At 63.4% G+C, this 16,683-nt stretch carries 14 protein-coding genes; 8 read left to right on the top strand and 6 right to left on the bottom strand.

Going from position 1 to position 16,683, the window contains the following annotated elements; genetic code table 11:
- Position 1: 1 nt before the first annotated feature.
- Positions 2-1,333, top strand: a complete 1,332-nt coding sequence (locus tag AC1RQI_RS11915) for an ATP-binding protein (protein ID WP_481904951.1) — start codon at positions 2-4, stop codon at positions 1,331-1,333.
- A gap of 86 nt (positions 1,334-1,419) precedes the next feature.
- Here the strand turns inward: AC1RQI_RS11915 and AC1RQI_RS11910 are convergent, their stop codons facing one another.
- A complete protein-coding gene (locus tag AC1RQI_RS11910; protein WP_481904950.1) occupies positions 1,420-2,697 on the bottom strand; it encodes an O-acetylhomoserine aminocarboxypropyltransferase/cysteine synthase family protein in 1,278 nt (425 codons plus the stop codon).
- 76 nt (positions 2,698-2,773) lie between these two features.
- Complete coding sequence (locus tag AC1RQI_RS11905; protein ID WP_481904949.1) at positions 2,774-3,916, bottom strand: DUF3530 family protein; 1,143 nt, start codon at positions 3,914-3,916, stop codon at positions 2,774-2,776.
- Positions 3,917-4,003: 87 nt separating this feature from the next.
- Here AC1RQI_RS11905 and rpe point away from each other — a divergent pair, with 87 nt between their 5' ends.
- Together rpe and gph are read left to right on the top strand one after the other, a co-directional pair.
- Positions 4,004-4,681, top strand: a complete 678-nt coding sequence (gene rpe / locus AC1RQI_RS11900; RefSeq protein ID WP_416633222.1) for a ribulose-phosphate 3-epimerase — start codon at positions 4,004-4,006, stop codon at positions 4,679-4,681.
- 52 nt (positions 4,682-4,733) lie between these two features.
- Positions 4,734-5,429 (top strand): phosphoglycolate phosphatase, encoded by a 696-nt coding sequence (gene gph / locus AC1RQI_RS11895; RefSeq protein WP_481904948.1) that lies wholly within the window; start codon positions 4,734-4,736, stop codon positions 5,427-5,429.
- A 7-nt stretch (positions 5,430-5,436) separates the two neighbouring features.
- On the opposite strand, the gene AC1RQI_RS11890 is transcribed toward gph, so the two are convergent.
- From AC1RQI_RS11890 to AC1RQI_RS11880, 3 genes are read right to left on the bottom strand one after another with little or no spacing between them, the layout of a single operon-like run.
- The gene (locus AC1RQI_RS11890) at positions 5,437-6,201 is read right to left on the bottom strand and encodes an ABC transporter permease (RefSeq protein WP_481904947.1); all 765 of its coding nucleotides are present in this window, start codon (positions 6,199-6,201) and stop codon (positions 5,437-5,439) included.
- Positions 6,198-7,166, bottom strand: a complete 969-nt coding sequence (locus tag AC1RQI_RS11885; protein ID WP_481904946.1) for an ATP-binding cassette domain-containing protein — start codon at positions 7,164-7,166, stop codon at positions 6,198-6,200. The genes AC1RQI_RS11890 and AC1RQI_RS11885 overlap by 4 nt, the downstream gene beginning before the upstream one ends.
- Before the next feature lie 57 nt (positions 7,167-7,223).
- Positions 7,224-9,392 carry a TonB-dependent receptor gene (locus AC1RQI_RS11880; RefSeq protein ID WP_481904945.1) on the bottom strand — a complete coding sequence of 723 codons (2,169 nt, stop codon included), beginning with the start codon at positions 9,390-9,392 and terminating at the stop codon, positions 7,224-7,226.
- Between the two features lie 196 nt (positions 9,393-9,588).
- Between AC1RQI_RS11880 and AC1RQI_RS11875 the strand changes: the two genes are divergently transcribed.
- A complete protein-coding gene (locus AC1RQI_RS11875; protein WP_481904944.1) occupies positions 9,589-10,458 on the top strand; it encodes a sirohydrochlorin chelatase in 870 nt (289 codons plus the stop codon).
- Here the strand turns inward: AC1RQI_RS11875 and AC1RQI_RS11870 are convergent, their stop codons facing one another.
- Positions 10,459-10,776, bottom strand: a complete 318-nt coding sequence (locus AC1RQI_RS11870) for a DUF3301 domain-containing protein (RefSeq protein ID WP_416633214.1) — start codon at positions 10,774-10,776, stop codon at positions 10,459-10,461.
- Between the two features lie 92 nt (positions 10,777-10,868).
- Between AC1RQI_RS11870 and AC1RQI_RS11865 the strand changes: the two genes are divergently transcribed.
- From AC1RQI_RS11865 to AC1RQI_RS11850, 4 genes are read left to right on the top strand one after another with little or no spacing between them, the layout of a single operon-like run.
- Complete coding sequence (locus tag AC1RQI_RS11865; RefSeq protein WP_481904943.1) at positions 10,869-12,620, top strand: IucA/IucC family protein; 1,752 nt, start codon at positions 10,869-10,871, stop codon at positions 12,618-12,620.
- A complete protein-coding gene (locus AC1RQI_RS11860) occupies positions 12,613-13,590 on the top strand; it encodes a GNAT family N-acetyltransferase (RefSeq protein ID WP_481904942.1) in 978 nt (325 codons plus the stop codon). The genes AC1RQI_RS11865 and AC1RQI_RS11860 overlap by 8 nt, the downstream gene beginning before the upstream one ends.
- A gap of 13 nt (positions 13,591-13,603) precedes the next feature.
- Entirely contained in the window at positions 13,604-15,322 is a 1,719-nt protein-coding gene (locus tag AC1RQI_RS11855) for an IucA/IucC family protein (protein WP_481904941.1), read from the top strand.
- Positions 15,319-16,659, top strand: a complete 1,341-nt coding sequence (locus tag AC1RQI_RS11850; protein ID WP_481904940.1) for a lysine N(6)-hydroxylase/L-ornithine N(5)-oxygenase family protein — start codon at positions 15,319-15,321, stop codon at positions 16,657-16,659. The genes AC1RQI_RS11855 and AC1RQI_RS11850 overlap by 4 nt, the downstream gene beginning before the upstream one ends.
- The last annotated feature ends 24 nt before the right edge of the window (positions 16,660-16,683 follow it).

The raw sequence follows: 16,683 nt of genomic DNA, 5'->3' as shown, positions 1-16,683 counted from the left end.
GATGAGGGTACCTACCAGCCTGCAATCCCGGCTTGCCATTGGCATTGCCATCCCGGTGGCGATCGCGACACTGCTGACCGTGGTCCTCGTCAGCTATGGCGCCCCTCAGCTGGTGGACGACTTTGTCCTGACCCGCCTGGAACACGATCTGGAGACCCTGGTCGCCGGCGTGGAGCTGCCCCCTAACGCGCCCCCACATCAGGGCAAACAGCTCACCCAGGTCTATCAAAAGCCCTATTCCGGTCACTATTTCCAGATTGAAACGGAGGGCAACGCACCCCAGCGCTCGCGTTCCCTTTGGGACCATCAACTGGACCTGCCGGACCTTGAGCCTGGCGAACGCAGCACTTTCCGCACCCAGGGGCCAGAGGGCCAGCCACTGATGGTACTGGCTGAAGGTTTCAGCCAGTCGGGGCGCTGCGCTGTGGTCGGTGTCGCTGAGGATCTCGGCCCCCTGAGCGCTACCATTCACCTCCTTCAGCTCAGCATCGGCGGTCTGGGAATGCTGCTTCTCATCCTTATTGTGCTGGCACAAACGGCGCTGATCCGTCGCGGCCTGGCACCACTCAACGCATTGCGACAGGAACTGCATCGCCTGGAACAGGGCGATATCACGGAGCTCAATACCAATCGGGTTCCCGCCGAGATCCAGCCCCTGATCCGGGAGATCAACCAACTCATCAGGCTGCTCTCCAGCCGCTTAACACGCTCCAGAAAAGCCCTGGGAAACCTTGCGCACGCACTGAAAACGCCATTGACCATCCTCGATGGGCTGTCTGAGAACGGGGAGCCCGCAACCAGCGACGAACTCCGCCGCCAGGTGACAACCATGCGCAACATTGTTGAACGCGAACTCCGCCGCGCACGCCTTGCCGGCGGCGGTATGCCGGGACAAACACTGGCACCGGAGACCGCCCTGAATGAACTTGTTGATGTATTCTCGAAGGTGTACGCGAACAAACGCATCGCCTTTGATATCCAGGCATCCTCCGACATGAGGCTGCCCCTGGACCGGGAAGACTTCCTGGAGCTGGCGGGGGTGCTTCTCGACAATGCATGCAAATGGTGCCACCAGAAGGTCCAGGTGGCCGTGGAACGCACTGAAGAAACGACATTGCTCACTGTTGACGATGACGGCCCTGGCTGCCCCTCGGAACAGCGTGACTCACTGGCGGAAAGGGGCTGGCGGGTGGACGGGGATCAACCGGGGTCCGGCCTGGGATTGGCTATCGCTGCCGATATCATCGAACAATACGAAGGGCGGTTAACCTTCCATGATTCACCGATGGGTGGGCTGCGGGTGAAAGCCACGCTTAAAACAGGAAAGAACTGATTTCCCCAGCGGAGAACGGTTCGTCTTCCCTTAAAGATTCATTAAGCAATAAGCCCAGCTGAGCGCGCAGCCGGGCTTACCCTGGTTCAGACCTGCGATGCCTCCAGAGCCTGCTCAACGTCCGCCAGGATGTCATCCACGTGCTCAATACCAATGGCGAGACGCACCAGATCCCGGGAAACGCCAGCGCTGGCCAGTTCCTCGTCATTGAGCTGACGGTGGGTGGTGCTGGCGGGATGGCAGGCCAGTGTCTTGGCATCACCAATGTTCACCAGCCGCACGATCATCTTCAGCGCATCAATGAAGCGGGCCCCTGCTTCGTCGCCCCCGTTGATGCCAAAGGAGAGGATGCCGGAGGCCTGGCCGCCCATGTATTTCTGCGCCAGGTCATGGTACCGGCTGGATTCCAGTCCCGCGTAGCCAACCCAGTTCACGGCCGGATGCTTCTCCAGGTACTGGGCCACCTTGAGGGCGTTCTCGCAATGGCGCTCCATACGCAGGTGCAGGGTTTCAATGCCCTGCATCAGCTGGAACGCGTTCATCGGCGAGAGGGCGGCACCCATGTTGCGCAGCGGTACCACCCGGCAGCGCCCGATGAAGGCGGCCTCACCCATGGCTTCGGTATAGACCACACCGTGGTAGGACGGATCCGGTTCATTCAGCATGGCGAAACGCTCCGGGTAATCGGCCCACGGGAAGCGGCCGGAGTCCACGATGGCGCCCCCAAGGGTGGTGCCATGCCCGCCCATGAACTTGGTCAGTGAATGGATCACCACATCGGCGCCATGCTCAAAGGGCCGCCATAGGCAGGGCGTGGCAACGGTGTTGTCCACAAACAGCGGCACACCGTGGCGGTGACCGATCGTGGCCAGCTTTTCGATGTCCACGATATTACCGGCCGGATTGCCCACGGTCTCGCAGAAGATCAGCTTGGTACGATCATCGATACGAGCCTCGAACGCATCCGGGTCGTCGGCGCTGACAAACCGGACCTCGATCCCCTGCTTCGGGAACGTATGCGCAAACAGATTATAGGTTCCGCCATAGAGCTGGGTGGTGGTGACGATATTGTCCCCGGCCTCGGCAATGGCCTGGATCGCCGCCGTGATGGCGGCCATGCCCGAGGCCATGGCCAGCGCGCCCACACCGCCTTCCAGAAGCCTTACACGCTCCTCGAGGAAGGCATTGGTCGGATTCATGATCCGGCTGTAGATATTGCCCTCGACTTTCAGGTCGAACAGGTCGGCACCGTGCTGGGTGTCGTCAAAGGCATAGGATGTGGTCTGGTAAATCGGGGTTGCCACCGCCTTGGTGGTAGGGTCGGGCTGGAAGCCGCCGTGAATGGCAAGAGTATCCGGTTTCATGAAGGGTCCTCATAATCCAGTTTTTATGACGTTGTCTGGTACGGGCTCAAGTATGCCAGCTCAGCCCAGACGGGTACTATTGGTCCGTACGGCTCTGCCTCGGGTTTTTCAGATGATTGCCAAGCCAGCCCCGGATGCGCGCCGGGATCCGCCGATGGTCCCGGGCAGCCTCGCCGAGCGGGATGGGGAGAGCCGACTGGGTATAGGTCTCAAAGCCGGCCCTTCGGGCAGCGGCGGCGCGGTTGCCGGCGCGGCTGTCCGAACCCAGTCGCCGGTCATACAGATCCAGAATCGGGATGGGGTAGCCCTGTCCCAGTTCGGTTCCCAGGTCACTGCTGAACGGCGCCCTGAGCCGGGGCGCGACCCAAACCATGCCGAACTGCTCAGGGGCAAGGGCAGCGGCATTGGCACGAGCGTAACGCAGGGCCAGATCCGCGCCATCGCCAATGCCCACAAGCACGATGACGCCCACGCCTTCATCCCGCAGCACCTGGACGGCTGCCTCCAGCCGCCCCAGCGCCCGGCTTTGCCAGTCCTCCCCCCGTTCCGGGGTGCCGCCGTCTTCTGCCACCTGGATGGTCATGTCCGGCGAGTCACCCTCTTCGCCGCCGGCCTCCGTATCGTCATTACCCCCGTCACCGCCGCCGTTCTCCGGTGCCTGCTCTCCATTATCATCCCCGGCCCCATCCGGCTCGGCCTGGCCACCACCGCTTTCGCCGGGCTCCAGGACCCGCTCTGGCATATCCGCCACCGGCTCAGCCGGCTGCCCGAGGGACAACGTCAACCAGCCGGCCTCGGGCAGCTGGCGACGCACCGCCCCGGTCAGGCCCTGATCCGCCGACTGGCCGGAGGCAGCCACCACCACAACGCCCCCATGGCGCTTCGCGGTGGTTTCCCGCTTCAACAGGCCGGTAAAGGTCGCGCCCTCCTGGCCAATCTCCCGCGCCTGATCCGGATAACGTGATGCCAGCGCTCCCCCGGCACGATTCGGCCCAAAGTGCACCATCGTGACACTGGGCGCTTCCGCCTCCTTCTCCGTCTTGCCATTCGATGCCTGTTCCCCCTCGCCGGAGCCCGGTTCCGCCTCCCCTTGCTCTTGCTCTTGCTCTTGCTCTTGCTCTTGCTCTTGCTCTTGCTCTTGCTCTTGCTGGGCGACAGCCGGCAGTGCCAGGCAAAGCAGGACAAGGCCGACAGCCATTGCAGGAATGGAGCGACGCATCAAGAAACCTCCTGTGGTGCGGGGTGAGTTGGAAGCGTTAAACTGGTGTCTTTCCGGAACAGTCTATCAACAATGGCGGATCCTCCCATGAACGAACCACTGATTGCGCCCTCCATCCTCTCCGCCGATTTCGCACGGCTGGGGGAGGAAACCGACAACGTCCTGGCCGCGGGCGCGGACATGGTCCATTTCGATGTGATGGACAATCACTACGTGCCCAACCTCACCATCGGCCCCATGGTCTGCGAGGCCCTGCGCAACAATGGCGTGACCGCGCCCATCGACGTCCACCTGATGGTGAAGCCGGTGGATGACCTGATCCGCATGTTCATCGACGCCGGCGCCAGCTACATCACCTTTCACCCGGAAGCGTCAGAGCACATTGATCGTTCCCTGCAACTGATCAAGGACGCCGGGCTCAAGGCAGGGCTGGTCTTCAATCCGGCCACGCCGCTGCATTACATGGATTACGTGATGGACAAGCTGGACATGATCCTGCTGATGTCCGTGAACCCCGGTTTCGGTGGCCAGTCCTTCATCCCGGGCACCCTGGACAAACTGGGCGCGGCCCGCCGGAAGATCGATGCCTACGGTCGCGCCATCCGCCTGGAGGTGGATGGCGGCATCAAGGAGGAGAATATTGGCGAGGTTGCGGCAGCCGGGGCGGATACCTTTGTGGCCGGCTCCGCCATCTTCAGGAAGGACGATTACGCCAGCGTGATTCAGGCCATGCGCCAGCAGATCGAGCACGCGCGCTCTCCGTAAAAGACGGAGACCATGTGAACGGGCGCGACCGCCGACCAATACGGATGGGGAGGTGTTCAACCTGAAAACACAGACACTGCCTGACACGCTGCTACTCGACCTGGACGGCACCCTGGTGGACAGCGCTCCGGACCTGGCGGCCGCCGTGGATGCCATGCTGGCGGAACTGGAACGCCCGGCTGCCGGGCTTGAAAAGACCCGCCTCTGGGTGGGCAATGGGGCCCGCAAGCTGGTGGAACGGGCTCTGGCCGATGCGTTTGGCGACTCTGTTTCTGCGGAGGCGGAGCTCCTGGAACGGGCGGAATCCCTCTTCTTCCGGGCCTACCACAGCTGCAATGGTCACCACAGTCGCCTCTATCCCGGCGTGATGCGTTTTCTCGAAACGGCGCGAGCCCGGGGCTGCCGGCTGGCCATTGTCACCAACAAACCCACCGAGTTCACCCTTCCCCTTCTGGAGCGTCTCGAGCTTGCCCCCTTCTTCGGGGCCACGGTCAGTGGGGACAGCTTGATGGACCACCACGGCACCGTTATCCGCAAACCGGCAGCGGGTCACTTAAAGCTGGCACTGGACCGGCTCGGCACGACTGCTGAGAGCACTTGGATGATCGGCGACTCCGAGTCGGATATCGTGGGGGCCCGCAACCTTGGGGTCCCCAGCGTGGCGGTAACCTATGGCTACAGCCAGGGCACACCTGTGGCGGATTACGGACCGGACCAGCTGGTCGATGATCTGACGCAGCTGCTGTAAGCCGCCATCAGGCGCGCGCCAGGCGCCGGTTCAGCGCCCAGAGCGATAGCGGCGCGAATAGCAGGGTAATGACGCCGGCCCAAACCAGTGACCACAGCGCGGGCTCCAGCACGCGGCCGCCACTGAGCAGCCCGCGCGCCGCCTCCGAAAGCAGGGAGACCGGGTTGGCTGCCACCACTTGTTGGACAAATGGCGGCAGCGTCTCCATGGGCACAAAGACGTTGCTCAGAAAAGTCACAGGGAACAGCGCGGTGAATCCGAAAAGCTGAACGTGCTCCGGATCCCGGGCGAGAACCCCGACCAGGACCATGACCCAGGACATGGCGAAGGCGAAGACCAGGAGCAACGCCAGCATCACCAGGACACCACCCAGTGGCGCCTCCACCCGGAACCCCAACAGAAAGCCAACCGCAAGCAACAGCACAACGCACCACGCCTGCTTGACCATGTCCGCCAGGATACGCCCCGCCAGCGGCGCCCACCGCGCAATGGGCAGAGCGCGAAAACGGTCGAAAACGCCCCGGGTCAGGTCCGTGTTGAGCCCATGGCCCACATAGACGGTGACAAAGACCAGATTCATCACGATCACGCCAGGCAGGATGAAGTCCAGGTAGGCCGCCGTGGAGCCGGCAACCGCACCCCCGAAAACGTAGAGGAACAAAAGCAGGAACAGCACCGGCTGAATGCTGAAATCCATCAGCTCCCAGGGGTTGCGGCGCAGCTGCAAGAGGGTGCGCCATGCCAGGGTCAGGGTCTGCTGGAGGCTGTTCACGGGGCCACCTCTGGAGCCTGTTCCGGGGTCTCGACATCGGTATGGCGGCCGGTCAGCGTGAGGAAGACATCATCCAGGCTGGCGCCGCGCAACGTCAGCTCCCGGGCCACGATGCCGGCCTCGTCCAGGCGCCGGACGACAGCGGGCACCAGAGCCGGGTCACTGATCGGAACCCGCAACCGGACACCGTCCACTTCGGGCGTGCGGCCCACAATGCCAGTGACAACAGACCGGGCGAGCTCCCGATCCGCTCTATGCTGGAACGCCATTGCCAGGGTCTGCCCTCCCACACGCGCCTTGAGCTGTTCCGGGGCGCCACTGGCGATAACGCGGCCCTGGTCGAGCACAACGATCTTATCCGCAAGGCTGTCGGCCTCCTCCAGGTACTGGGTCGTCAGGAGGACGGTGGTGCCCTCGGCCACAAGTTCGCGGATCAGGTTCCATAGCTCCAGGCGGGCACGCGGGTCGAGCCCTGTGGTTGGCTCGTCCAGGAACAGAATAGGTGGGCGTCCAACCAGGCTGGCCGCCAGGTCCAGGCGCCTGCGCATACCGCCGGAATAGGTCTGGACTGGCCGGTGAGCCGCATCCTCAAGACCAAACGCCGCCAGCAGCTCGCCCGCCCTTGAGCGGGCATCCCGTCGCGGGAAACCCAGAAGGCGGGCAATCAGGATCAGGTTCTCGCGACCGGTGAGCTTTTCATCCACGGAGGCGTACTGGCCGGTGAGCCCGATACGCGAACGCACCGTGGCGGCCTCAGTGACCACATCGTACCCATCCACCCGCGCCTGCCCGGCATCCGGCGCAAGCAGGGTCGCCAGAATCCGGACAGCAGTGGTCTTGCCAGCCCCGTTGGGGCCCAAAAGACCCTGAACGGTGCCACGCGGCACGCTCAGGTCAATACCATCGAGCGCCCGGGTGGCACCGAACTGCTTCACCAGTCCCTCAGCGCCAATTGCTTCATCCATGGCCGTTACCCCGGTTCAGTGGAAAGCAATCAGCATAGCGCCAGCAGGCGCTGGACACTACCAGTGAACGGAGTAACCAACGCCCATGGTCCGGCCCTGGCCCTTCACCCGGCTGGTGGCGCTTCTGGACGAGTCAATCTGGTAATACGCCTGGCTGATCGCCGGATAGTAGTCCTTGTTCAACAGGTTCCGGACGGACAGCGTTGCCTCCCCGGGCCCAGCGTCAATGCGGGCGACATAATCCACGACGGTGTAGCTCTCCACTTCGCCCTCACCGAAGGCCGTTGAGCCTTCAAACTGGTCCCGGCTGCCGATATGGGTGAACTGGAGCCGGTTATGCCAGCCGTTCAGGGTCTCGTCTTCCAGATAGCCCGTTACCTTCAGCGGCGCGATCCGTGTGCCCGGCAGTCGCTCGCGTCCGCCGTCGGCCGTGTCCCTCAGCCCTTCGGACCAGGTCAGTGTGCCCCCGATCGTCGTCGCGGACGTCACACCATAGTCGACAGCACTCTCAACCCCCCAGACGTCTTCCTCGTTCTTCTGGATGTTCAGATTACTGTCAAAGGTGGTCCCGCCATTGGAGGTGCTGTAGAACACGGCAGCAGTGGCGCCCAGACTGCCATTGCTGTAACGCGTCCCGAGTTCGTAGTTGTCCACCTTCTCAGCTTCCGACTCAAACTGGCCGGCCTGGAAGGTCTGTTCCGAGTAGCCCTGGGTTCCGGGATAGGGGCCGGCATCCCGAAGCACACGGCCGACATCCGCGATGGAAAAGCCCTGGGAATAGCTGGCAAAGACATCCGTACTCTCCGAGACGTAGAACACCGCCCCCAGGTTGAACAGCGGCTCGGAATAATCCAGGGTCCCGGCCTCGACGCGGTGGCCGTTGCCGTTGGGATCAACCGTGTCCGTATCGACGCTGATGTCCTCGTAACGCAGGCCGCTTCGCACGACGGCCACCTCCCCCAGCGGAACCTCCAGTTGGGCGTAGCCCGCAAAGGCGTCCTGGTCCATGGCGGGCGAGGTCGCGGGTACCTCACCGCTCTGGTCATAGTTGCGGGACTCTGTCTCGTCAGACAGGTAATCAACACCCCAGGTGAGGCTGGCGCCCGCCGTCAGCTCATCCAGCGGGGTCGTGACCGAGGTCCTCACCCCGAGCTTTTCGGATTCAATGGCACTCTGGGGATAGGGACCGGCACCCGGGTAGTAGTATTTGGGAAATGCCTGACGGGAATCCCCGTAATAAACATCCGCCTTCAGGGAACTGCCGGCGATGGACTGATGGGAATAGGTGACTTTCGCCGACGTGAAATCCTGTTCCGGGTCAATAACCGGCACGGCCTGGGTGGGCGCTTCCTCCAACGGTACCGCCGGGGTTTTGCTGCCTCCCTCTGCAAAGCCGAACGTATGGTCTGAATCCTGTTCATTGTTGAATTCATTGAGCATCAGCTCGATGCGCTGATCGCCTCCATCAAAGTCCAGACCGGTCTTGGCGAGCACGTTGTATTCCGTCGTATCCGCAAACCCGCCCTGGGTGCCTCCTGGGCCACCGGGAGGGATTCGGTCCCCGTCAGCGTCAAACCGGCCCCCGCGTTCCACGAAAGAGCCGGACAGCACATAATCCCAGTTGCCCTGGGTACCGCTGACACGGTGTTCTGTCTCATAGTCCAGGGACTCATCAAAGTGCTCGGTGGAAAAGCGCGCGCCAGCCTGGGAATAACCGGCTACCGCCTCATCGCTGGCCTGCTTGGTGATGACGTTGATAACACCGCCCTTGGCCCCAAAACCATAGATCGCGGTACCGCCACGGATGACCTCAACACGCTCAATAGCTGAGGCGGAGATGCTGTTAAGACCGCGGGAGGCGTCACGCAGAGGCGTCGACTGCGGGATGCCGTCAATCAGGACCAGGAACTTGCGGCCCCGCAGCGTCTGGCCGTAGTTGGTGGTCCCCTCGGTACTCGGCCCAAGGCCCGGCACCGTTTGCGCCAGGATGTCATTCAGGTTCCGGCTGACCCGCGCCTGCTCATCCAGTTGTTGCTCATCCAGTACAGTCACGGATCGGGCCGTTTCCGACACCGAGGTTTCGTTCCGCGTTGCGGAAACGACAACCGGATCAATGCTCATGCTGGTTTCTGACTGCGCCTGTACCGCCAGCGACAACGGAGCCAGTGACGTTGCCAGTGCCAGCGGCATAATGCGAGCGCGTGCGGCGATGCTCCGGTGTTTCAAGACAGGGTCTCCTCATCCGGGATGGGTTGCGGGGGATCATTATAAAGGAATGCGAATTATTCTTTTTATTGTGCCGCATGTAAAGCATTCTCACCCCTAGCCGCCCTGTCCGGTTCAAAGATCCTGTAAAATGGAGGGTGATCAAGGCCCGCTCCGCGTCCGTATTACCGGAGCAAACCCCTTTCCTGGAGCAGTCATGACCCACGTTTTCCTCGTCGACAACGGCTCCCTGCGGCCTGACGCCACCCTGAACCTGAGGCGTGTTGCCAGTGCTCTTGGTGATCAAACCGGCATGCCAGTAGAAGCCCGTTCACTACTGCATTCCAACAAGGTACCAGCGGACCAACTGGACGGTATTGCCGCCTCCACGCTCGGCCCGGCTGCTCATTGGCGGGCCGAGGCGGGCGTTACGAACATGGTGGTCCTGCCCTTCTTCTTCGGCCCCAGCCGGGCCCTCAGCGGTTACCTCCCGGAGCGCCTGGGCGAGATGCAGGCCTCACACCCCAACGTCCACGTCCGGGTCGCCTCGCCGCTGGTCGATCTCCAGGCGCCCACGGACCTGAGGCTGGCGCGCGTGCTGCGCGATGGCATTGAGGAACAGCTCCAGCAACTCCCGGCGGGAACCAGACCCGCCGTGGTACTTGCCGACCATGGCAGCCCCATCCCGGAGGTGACGGCCGTGCGCAACGTTCTGGCCGGTCAGGTGGCGGCACTGATGGAGGGGCGGGTCCGCAGCGTGACGCCGGCTTCGATGGAGCGGCGGGAGGGGGACGAATACCGGTTCAACGAGCCCCTGCTCGAGAACCTGCTTGATGCGCCCGGGTTCAGCGAGGGCCCTGTCATTGTTTCCATGCTGTTCCTGTCGCCGGGGAAACACGCTGGGGTGGACGGGGACGTGGTCACTATCTGCGAGCAAGCTGAAACCCGCAACCCGGGCCTGGAAACCCGGATAACGCGTCTTGCGGGAGAGCATGACGGGACCCTGGCCATCCTCGCGGACCGGCTGGATCAGGCCTTGAACGGCGAGCGTTACCTTCTGGACCTGCCAGCCCCGGACATGACCTGATCAGAAGCGGTGGGGCTCGAACGCCACCGACTCGGTTCGCTGCCCCAGCAACACCAGCCGCCCCCGGTAACGCCCTTCACCGGTGGCGGTAAAATCGAAACTGAAGGTCCGCCGAAGTCGTAGCCGCCCCTGTCGGTCTCTCTGCACCCCCAGTCCGCTCAGGCAGACGCTCTGGTCCAGCAGGTCCACATCCGCGCGCTCACAGGCCCGCCGCGCCACCTGGAGCGCCAGCTCCTTGGTGCCCAGGGCACGCCACCAGTACCAGGCCCCGAATCCGATGGCGAAAAGAAGGGTCAGGGTCTTTAATCCGATCTGCATTCGACGCTAACACTCCTGAACTATTAATTGACAACGATTCTTATTCGCTAATACATTAAGCCTAACTATTGGCATCGTAACCGAGTTCCGTCATGCCCCATGACCCTTCACTGAACGCGTTCTTCAACGCCCTGATCCGGGAATGGCCCCTGGCACGCTACCACGAACCAGGCGCCCTCAACGCCAGCGCCCCGATTGCGGGCCAGGGTCATTTCGAGATCCCCGGGCCCGACAATACAGCGCTGCTCATCCCCTGTCGCTTCAGGGCCCGGACCGGCCGCCACCTGTTGGCCGCCCCCCTGCTGCTCGACCATCAGGGCGAACACCGGCCAGTCACCTTTGAACAGGCCGTGGAATGGTGCATGGCTCTTGAGCCGCTGCGGCAGGAAACCTCGGCAGGCGCGCTTGAGGCATTGAAACAGAGAGTCCATGCAAGCCGACAGAACCTGGCCGCCGCCCAGCCACACCGGGAACCTCAGCTGGATCACCTGTTCCGGGAACCACTGACCTTTCTGGAAGCGGAACAAGCGCTTTTCAGCGGCCACTCCATTCACCCCTGCCCCAAGGACAGGGGCAACATGGACAACGAGGACGCCCGGCGCTATGCGCCGGAATACGGTGGCCATTTTCCCCTGGCCTGGTACAGCGTCGCCCGGGACCACCTGTTCCATCGCGACACAGAAGGTCTGGATCCAACCCATGGCGTTGACGCCCTTCTCGAAACGGAGCCGGCCGCCGATCACATGCGGGCACGCCTGCCCAGCGGCCACTGCCTGCTTCCATGCCACCCGTTCCAGCATCGCCAGTGGCAGGCCTCCGCTGCCCTGGCACCGCTGCGCGATGCCGGCAGCCTCTGTTACCTGGGCGAGGGCGCCGCCCACTGGCGGGCCACGTCGTCATTAAGAGCCATCTACTGCGAGTCAGCCCCCTGGATGCTGAAGTTCTCGCTGAGTGTCTGGCTCACCAATTCCCGGCGCCACCTGCAGCCGGAAGAAGTGGTGCGCGGCGCCGAGCTCTGCCGCGTTCTGGATAGCGGCCCGGTCCGGGAATGGCTCCGGAACAGGCCCGCTTTTGAGGTGTTGCGCGAACCCATCGCCGCCGGTATCCGGGGAAGCGAGGGCCAGCCCCTGCCGGAAACCCTGGTTGTCTGGCGGGATAACCCCTTCCGCGGCAACAGGACCAGCAACACGGAAGTGCTCGCCACCCTGCTCCAGGATGACCCCCGCAGCGGTGAGTCACGCCTCTCGCAACGGCTCCGCCAGGCGGGGCTGGATGCCAGCGCCACGCGCGACTGGTTCCGGCGCTTTCTCGACGTGGCCGTAGCGCCGCTACTGGAGGCGCAATCGCAATTCGGCATCCTGTTCGGCGCCCACCAGCAGAACCTGGTTCTGGGCCTGAACGGGGTCTGGCCCGAGACGCTGTTCTTCCGGGACTGCCAGGGCACGGGGTTCACCAGCCTGGCACCCCAACGCCTGGGCGATGAACTGGGCAACCTGGCCGAAGACAGTGAGAACCTTCTGCCGGACGAACTCGGCATCCAGCTGTTCTGCTATTACCTCTTCATCAATGCCACCTTCAACGTTATCGCGTCACTGGCGGCGGGCCGGCTTGCCAGTGAGACCGACCTGATCCGGACGCTGCGCGACTGGTTGCAGGCCCGCCTGGCCGAACAGCCCCCGGACGACCGTGCCATCCGCTACCTGCTTGAAAGCCGGGAGCTCTACGCCAAGGGCAATTTCCTGTGCACGCTCCGGGCGTTGAACGAAAACACACTGGATGACGTCTTTTCCATCTACCACGCCCTGACGAATCCACTTTATAGGGAGGCCGAGTGCCATGTTTGACGGTAATCACAGGGTCCACCTGACCCTGAGCTCCAGCGGCGACCAAGCATACCTGCAAGCCGGACCCCAGAGCTGGCAACTGAGACTGAGCGGCGAGGGAGCCCACCGGATCCTGACCGGCTGGGAAGGCCCGCTACCGGAGAGCCACCTGGTCTATCCCCTGCTTGACCGGCTGTTCAGTGGTTTCGGTCTTGACTCCCTGGCCCTGACTGCTGACATCGCGGAGCTGTGCGCACTGGCGCACCCGGCCTGGCAGGCTCATGACGACGGCACACTCTCCATCAGCAGGGTCGCCTTCTACCAGATCCGTGAAGCATGGCTGGCGCCGTCGTTATGGCCGGTCATGCCGGAAGTCCCCGAACAGACGGGAGAAGTCGTCCATCCCCGCCGCCCCCGTCTCCCGGATACCACCCTCTACCGGCGCTACCACCCGGGTGTGGACAAGGTGCTTGAGCTGCGCCCGCCCACCGTTGAAGCCGATGGCGAACGCTTCCACCGCTGGCACAACCTGCCGCGGGTCGCACGGTTCTGGGAATACCCGTTCAGCCGGGAACGGCTGGATGCCATGCTCGAGGAACGACGCGCCGCCGCCAACAGCTTTCCGCTGATCCTGGAGGCCGACGGGGATCCGGTCGGCTATTTCGAAACCTATTTCGTGCCGGAGGACCGGCTGGGCCCCTATTGCGATGCCGGCCCCTTTGACCAGGGCGTGCATGTGCTGATCGGCGAGGACCGCTACTGCGGTCAGGGCCAGGCACCGGTGTGGCTCAACACCATCAGCCATTACCTCTTCCTGACCGATCCCCGGACCACAACTCTCTATGGCGAGCCCGACGCCGCCAACGAAGCCATTTTCCGCCAACTGCGCCACCTCAGCTGGCGCAAGCACTACGAGTTCGACTTCCCGCACAAGCGCGCCGCGCTGGTGACCACGGAACGGGAAAGATTCTTCCGTGACACACGACTCTAGCAGGAACGCCGCAATGGACGGACAAACACTCTGGCACCGGGCCAACCAGCGACTGATGGCCAAGGTCATCGGAGAAACCGCCTATGAGGGCTGCCTGTCCCCGGAGCTCACCGGCAACGGCCACTACCGGCTGGTGCTCGGGGAGCATGAGTATGGTTTCCGGGCACGCTGCAGCTGTTGGGGGTGGCTGCGCCTGGCTCCCAACAGCCTCACCCGTAACGGGCAACCCGCAACCAATGCCGCCCAACTGGTGATTGATGCCCAGCACGCCCTGGGCATGAGCGACATCGTACTCGCCAATTTCCTGGAAGAACTCCAGAACACCCTGGCAGGCGACCAGATCCAGCTGGCACGTCTGACCCGGCTCACCGCCGACGAGATGCTGGAGCTGCCCGCACCGGAGCTGGAAGGGCTCCTGGACGGCCACCCCAAATTCCTGGCCAACCGGGGCCGCATGGGCTGGGGCCAGGCCGACCTTGAAGCCTACAGTCCGGAAGCCAACAACCCGTTCCGGCTGCGGTGGCTGGCGGTCGCCCCCTCGCTGGCAGGCGCCCATGTGGGAACGCCGCCCCTTGAGCAATGCCTCGACAGCAGCGAGCACGCGGCATTGGTCCGGGGCTCCGGGGGCGCCGGACACTGGCCCCTGATCCCGGTACACCCCTGGCAATGGGACAACCGGATCCAGAGCCAGTATGGCGAACTCCTGGCCCGGGGCCTGATCCGCGACCTGGGCGTTCACGGGCACTGGTACCACCCCCAGCAGTCATTGCGAACCCTGACCAATACCAGCGTCCCCGGCAACTGCGACGTTAAGCTCGCACTTACCGTCCTGAACACCTCCTGTTACCGGGGTATCCCTGCAGGCCCCATCGCCCTCGGCCCCGCCCTGTCCCAGTGGCTGTGGGAGCAGAGCCGGGCGGACACCGAATTCCTGCAGGCCGGGCTGGAGGTCCAACGTGAGCTGGCCGGCAGCCACGTGCCCCATCCCCAGCAGTCACAGATCGCGGGCGCGCCTTATCGCTACCACGAGATGCTCGGAAGCGTCTGGCGCGAGAGCCTCTCCGGCAAGACGGACGCCGGCGAACACCCCATGCTGATGGCCGCTCTCGCGCAATGCGACGGTGAGGGGCGCTCCCTGATCGCCGCGCTGATCAGGCATTCCGGAGTGAGCCCCGAGGTCTGGCTCACGCACCTGTTCGAGCGCGTCACCATACCGCTTTATCACCTGATGTGCGCCTACGGGATCGGCGTGGTCGCCCACGGCCAGAACCTGGGACTGATCCTGAAAGACGGCCTGCCGAAACGCATGGCGCTCAAGGATTTCCATGGTGACCTGCGCTGTACGGACCAGCCGATGCCCGAACAGGCGGGCATGCCGAAACACCTTGTGGACGGACTGACGCGCCTGCCCCCTGAACATCTGGTGCATGACCTCATTACCGGTCATTTCATCACGACCCTGCGCTTCATCTCCCCCCTGGTCGAGGACGAACTGGCACTGCCGGAAGCGCACTTCTACAGCCTTCTGGCCGAGCGCCTGCGCGCCTATCAGGCGCGTCACCCCGAGCTGAGTGAACGGTTCGAGCTGTTCCCGCTGCTGACGCCCACCCTCGACCGGGTCTGCGTTAACCGGGTGCGGTTCCGTGTGGGCTACGAGGACCATGCGGACCGTCCCCGCCCCGAACTGGGTGAGCCACTGAGCAATCCGTTACTGACTGGAGAGACGCCATGAATACCCCATTGGACCTTGCCGGACTGGGTATCGGCCCGTTCAACCTGAGCATCGCCGCCCTGGTGCGGGAAGTGCCGCAACTCCAGGCGGCATTCTTCGACCGCAAACCGGATTTCAACTGGCATCCAGGCATGATGCTGCCCGGCGTCCGCCTCCAGACCTCCTACCTCAAGGACCTGGTCACTGGCGTCGCGCCCTGGAGCCCCAACAGCTTCCTGAATTACCTGGTGCAGAACGGCCGCTTCTATGCCTTCATGAATGCCAACCTGCCCGCCGTCAGCCGCGCGGAGTTCGCGGACTACATGGCCTGGGTGGCGAACGGCCTGGATACGCTTCACTTCGGGAGGAACATCGAACACGTCGATTTCGATGGGGACCTTTTCCAGATCCATCTCCGGGAACACGCAGAGCCGATCCAGGCCCGCAACCTGTGCCTGGGCACCGGCCAGACGCCCGTCATCCCGGAAACCTGCCAGCCCTGGCGGGGCGATGACTGCTTCCACAACATGGAGATGACCCTGAGACAGCCCGATGTAACGGGCCAATGCGTGACCGTGGTTGGCGGTGGCCAATCGGGCGCGGAAGTGGTTCTGAGCCTTCTTCGAGGAGACTGGGGCCGGCCCGAGCGCATTCACTGGCTGTCGCGCCGTCCGAATTTCCAGCCCCTGGATGAAACCCCTTTCACCAACGACCATTTCACGCCGGGCTACGTGAACACCTTCCATGACCTGCCTGAAGCCCAGCGCCTGGCGATGGTTCAGGACCAGAAACTGGCCGCGGACGGGATATCGCCCGACACTCTGGAAACGCTCTACCAGACGCTCTATGAAAACCGGATTACCGGTGGTGATGCGCCACGCGTTGTCCTGCAGCCCCACCGGACCCTGGAGACCATGAGCGGGCCCGCCCCGTACCGACTGACGGTCCATAACGGGCTCACCAACACACGCGAAGCGGTAACGACCGACCGCGTCATCCTGTGCACCGGTTTTGAATGGCAGCTTCCCCCTTATCTCGCCGCACCGCTGAGACAACGGCTGGAGACGGACGACCACAGCCAGCTCAGGCTGGGTGCCGACTTCCAGGCGCACTGGGACGGACCGCCGGGCCGACACATCTATGCCGTCAACGCCGGTCGCCATTCCCACGGCATCGCCGAGCCCCAGATGAGCCTGATGTGCTGGCGCTCCGCCCGGATCATCAACCACCTGGCGGGGGAGACACTTTTCCCGGTCAACGAGGGGGTTGAGCTGGTCGACTGGCGCGGTACGGAACCATCAGCCAGGCACGCGGATGAGGATGAATCACTGCTGAGCCTTCTCAAGGATAAAACGTGATAATCATTTGCATTACTGTTGCGT

Source organism: Salicola sp. AFF1 (genome assembly GCF_056783195.1).
This window is presented reverse-complemented; position numbering and strand designations above follow the sequence as displayed.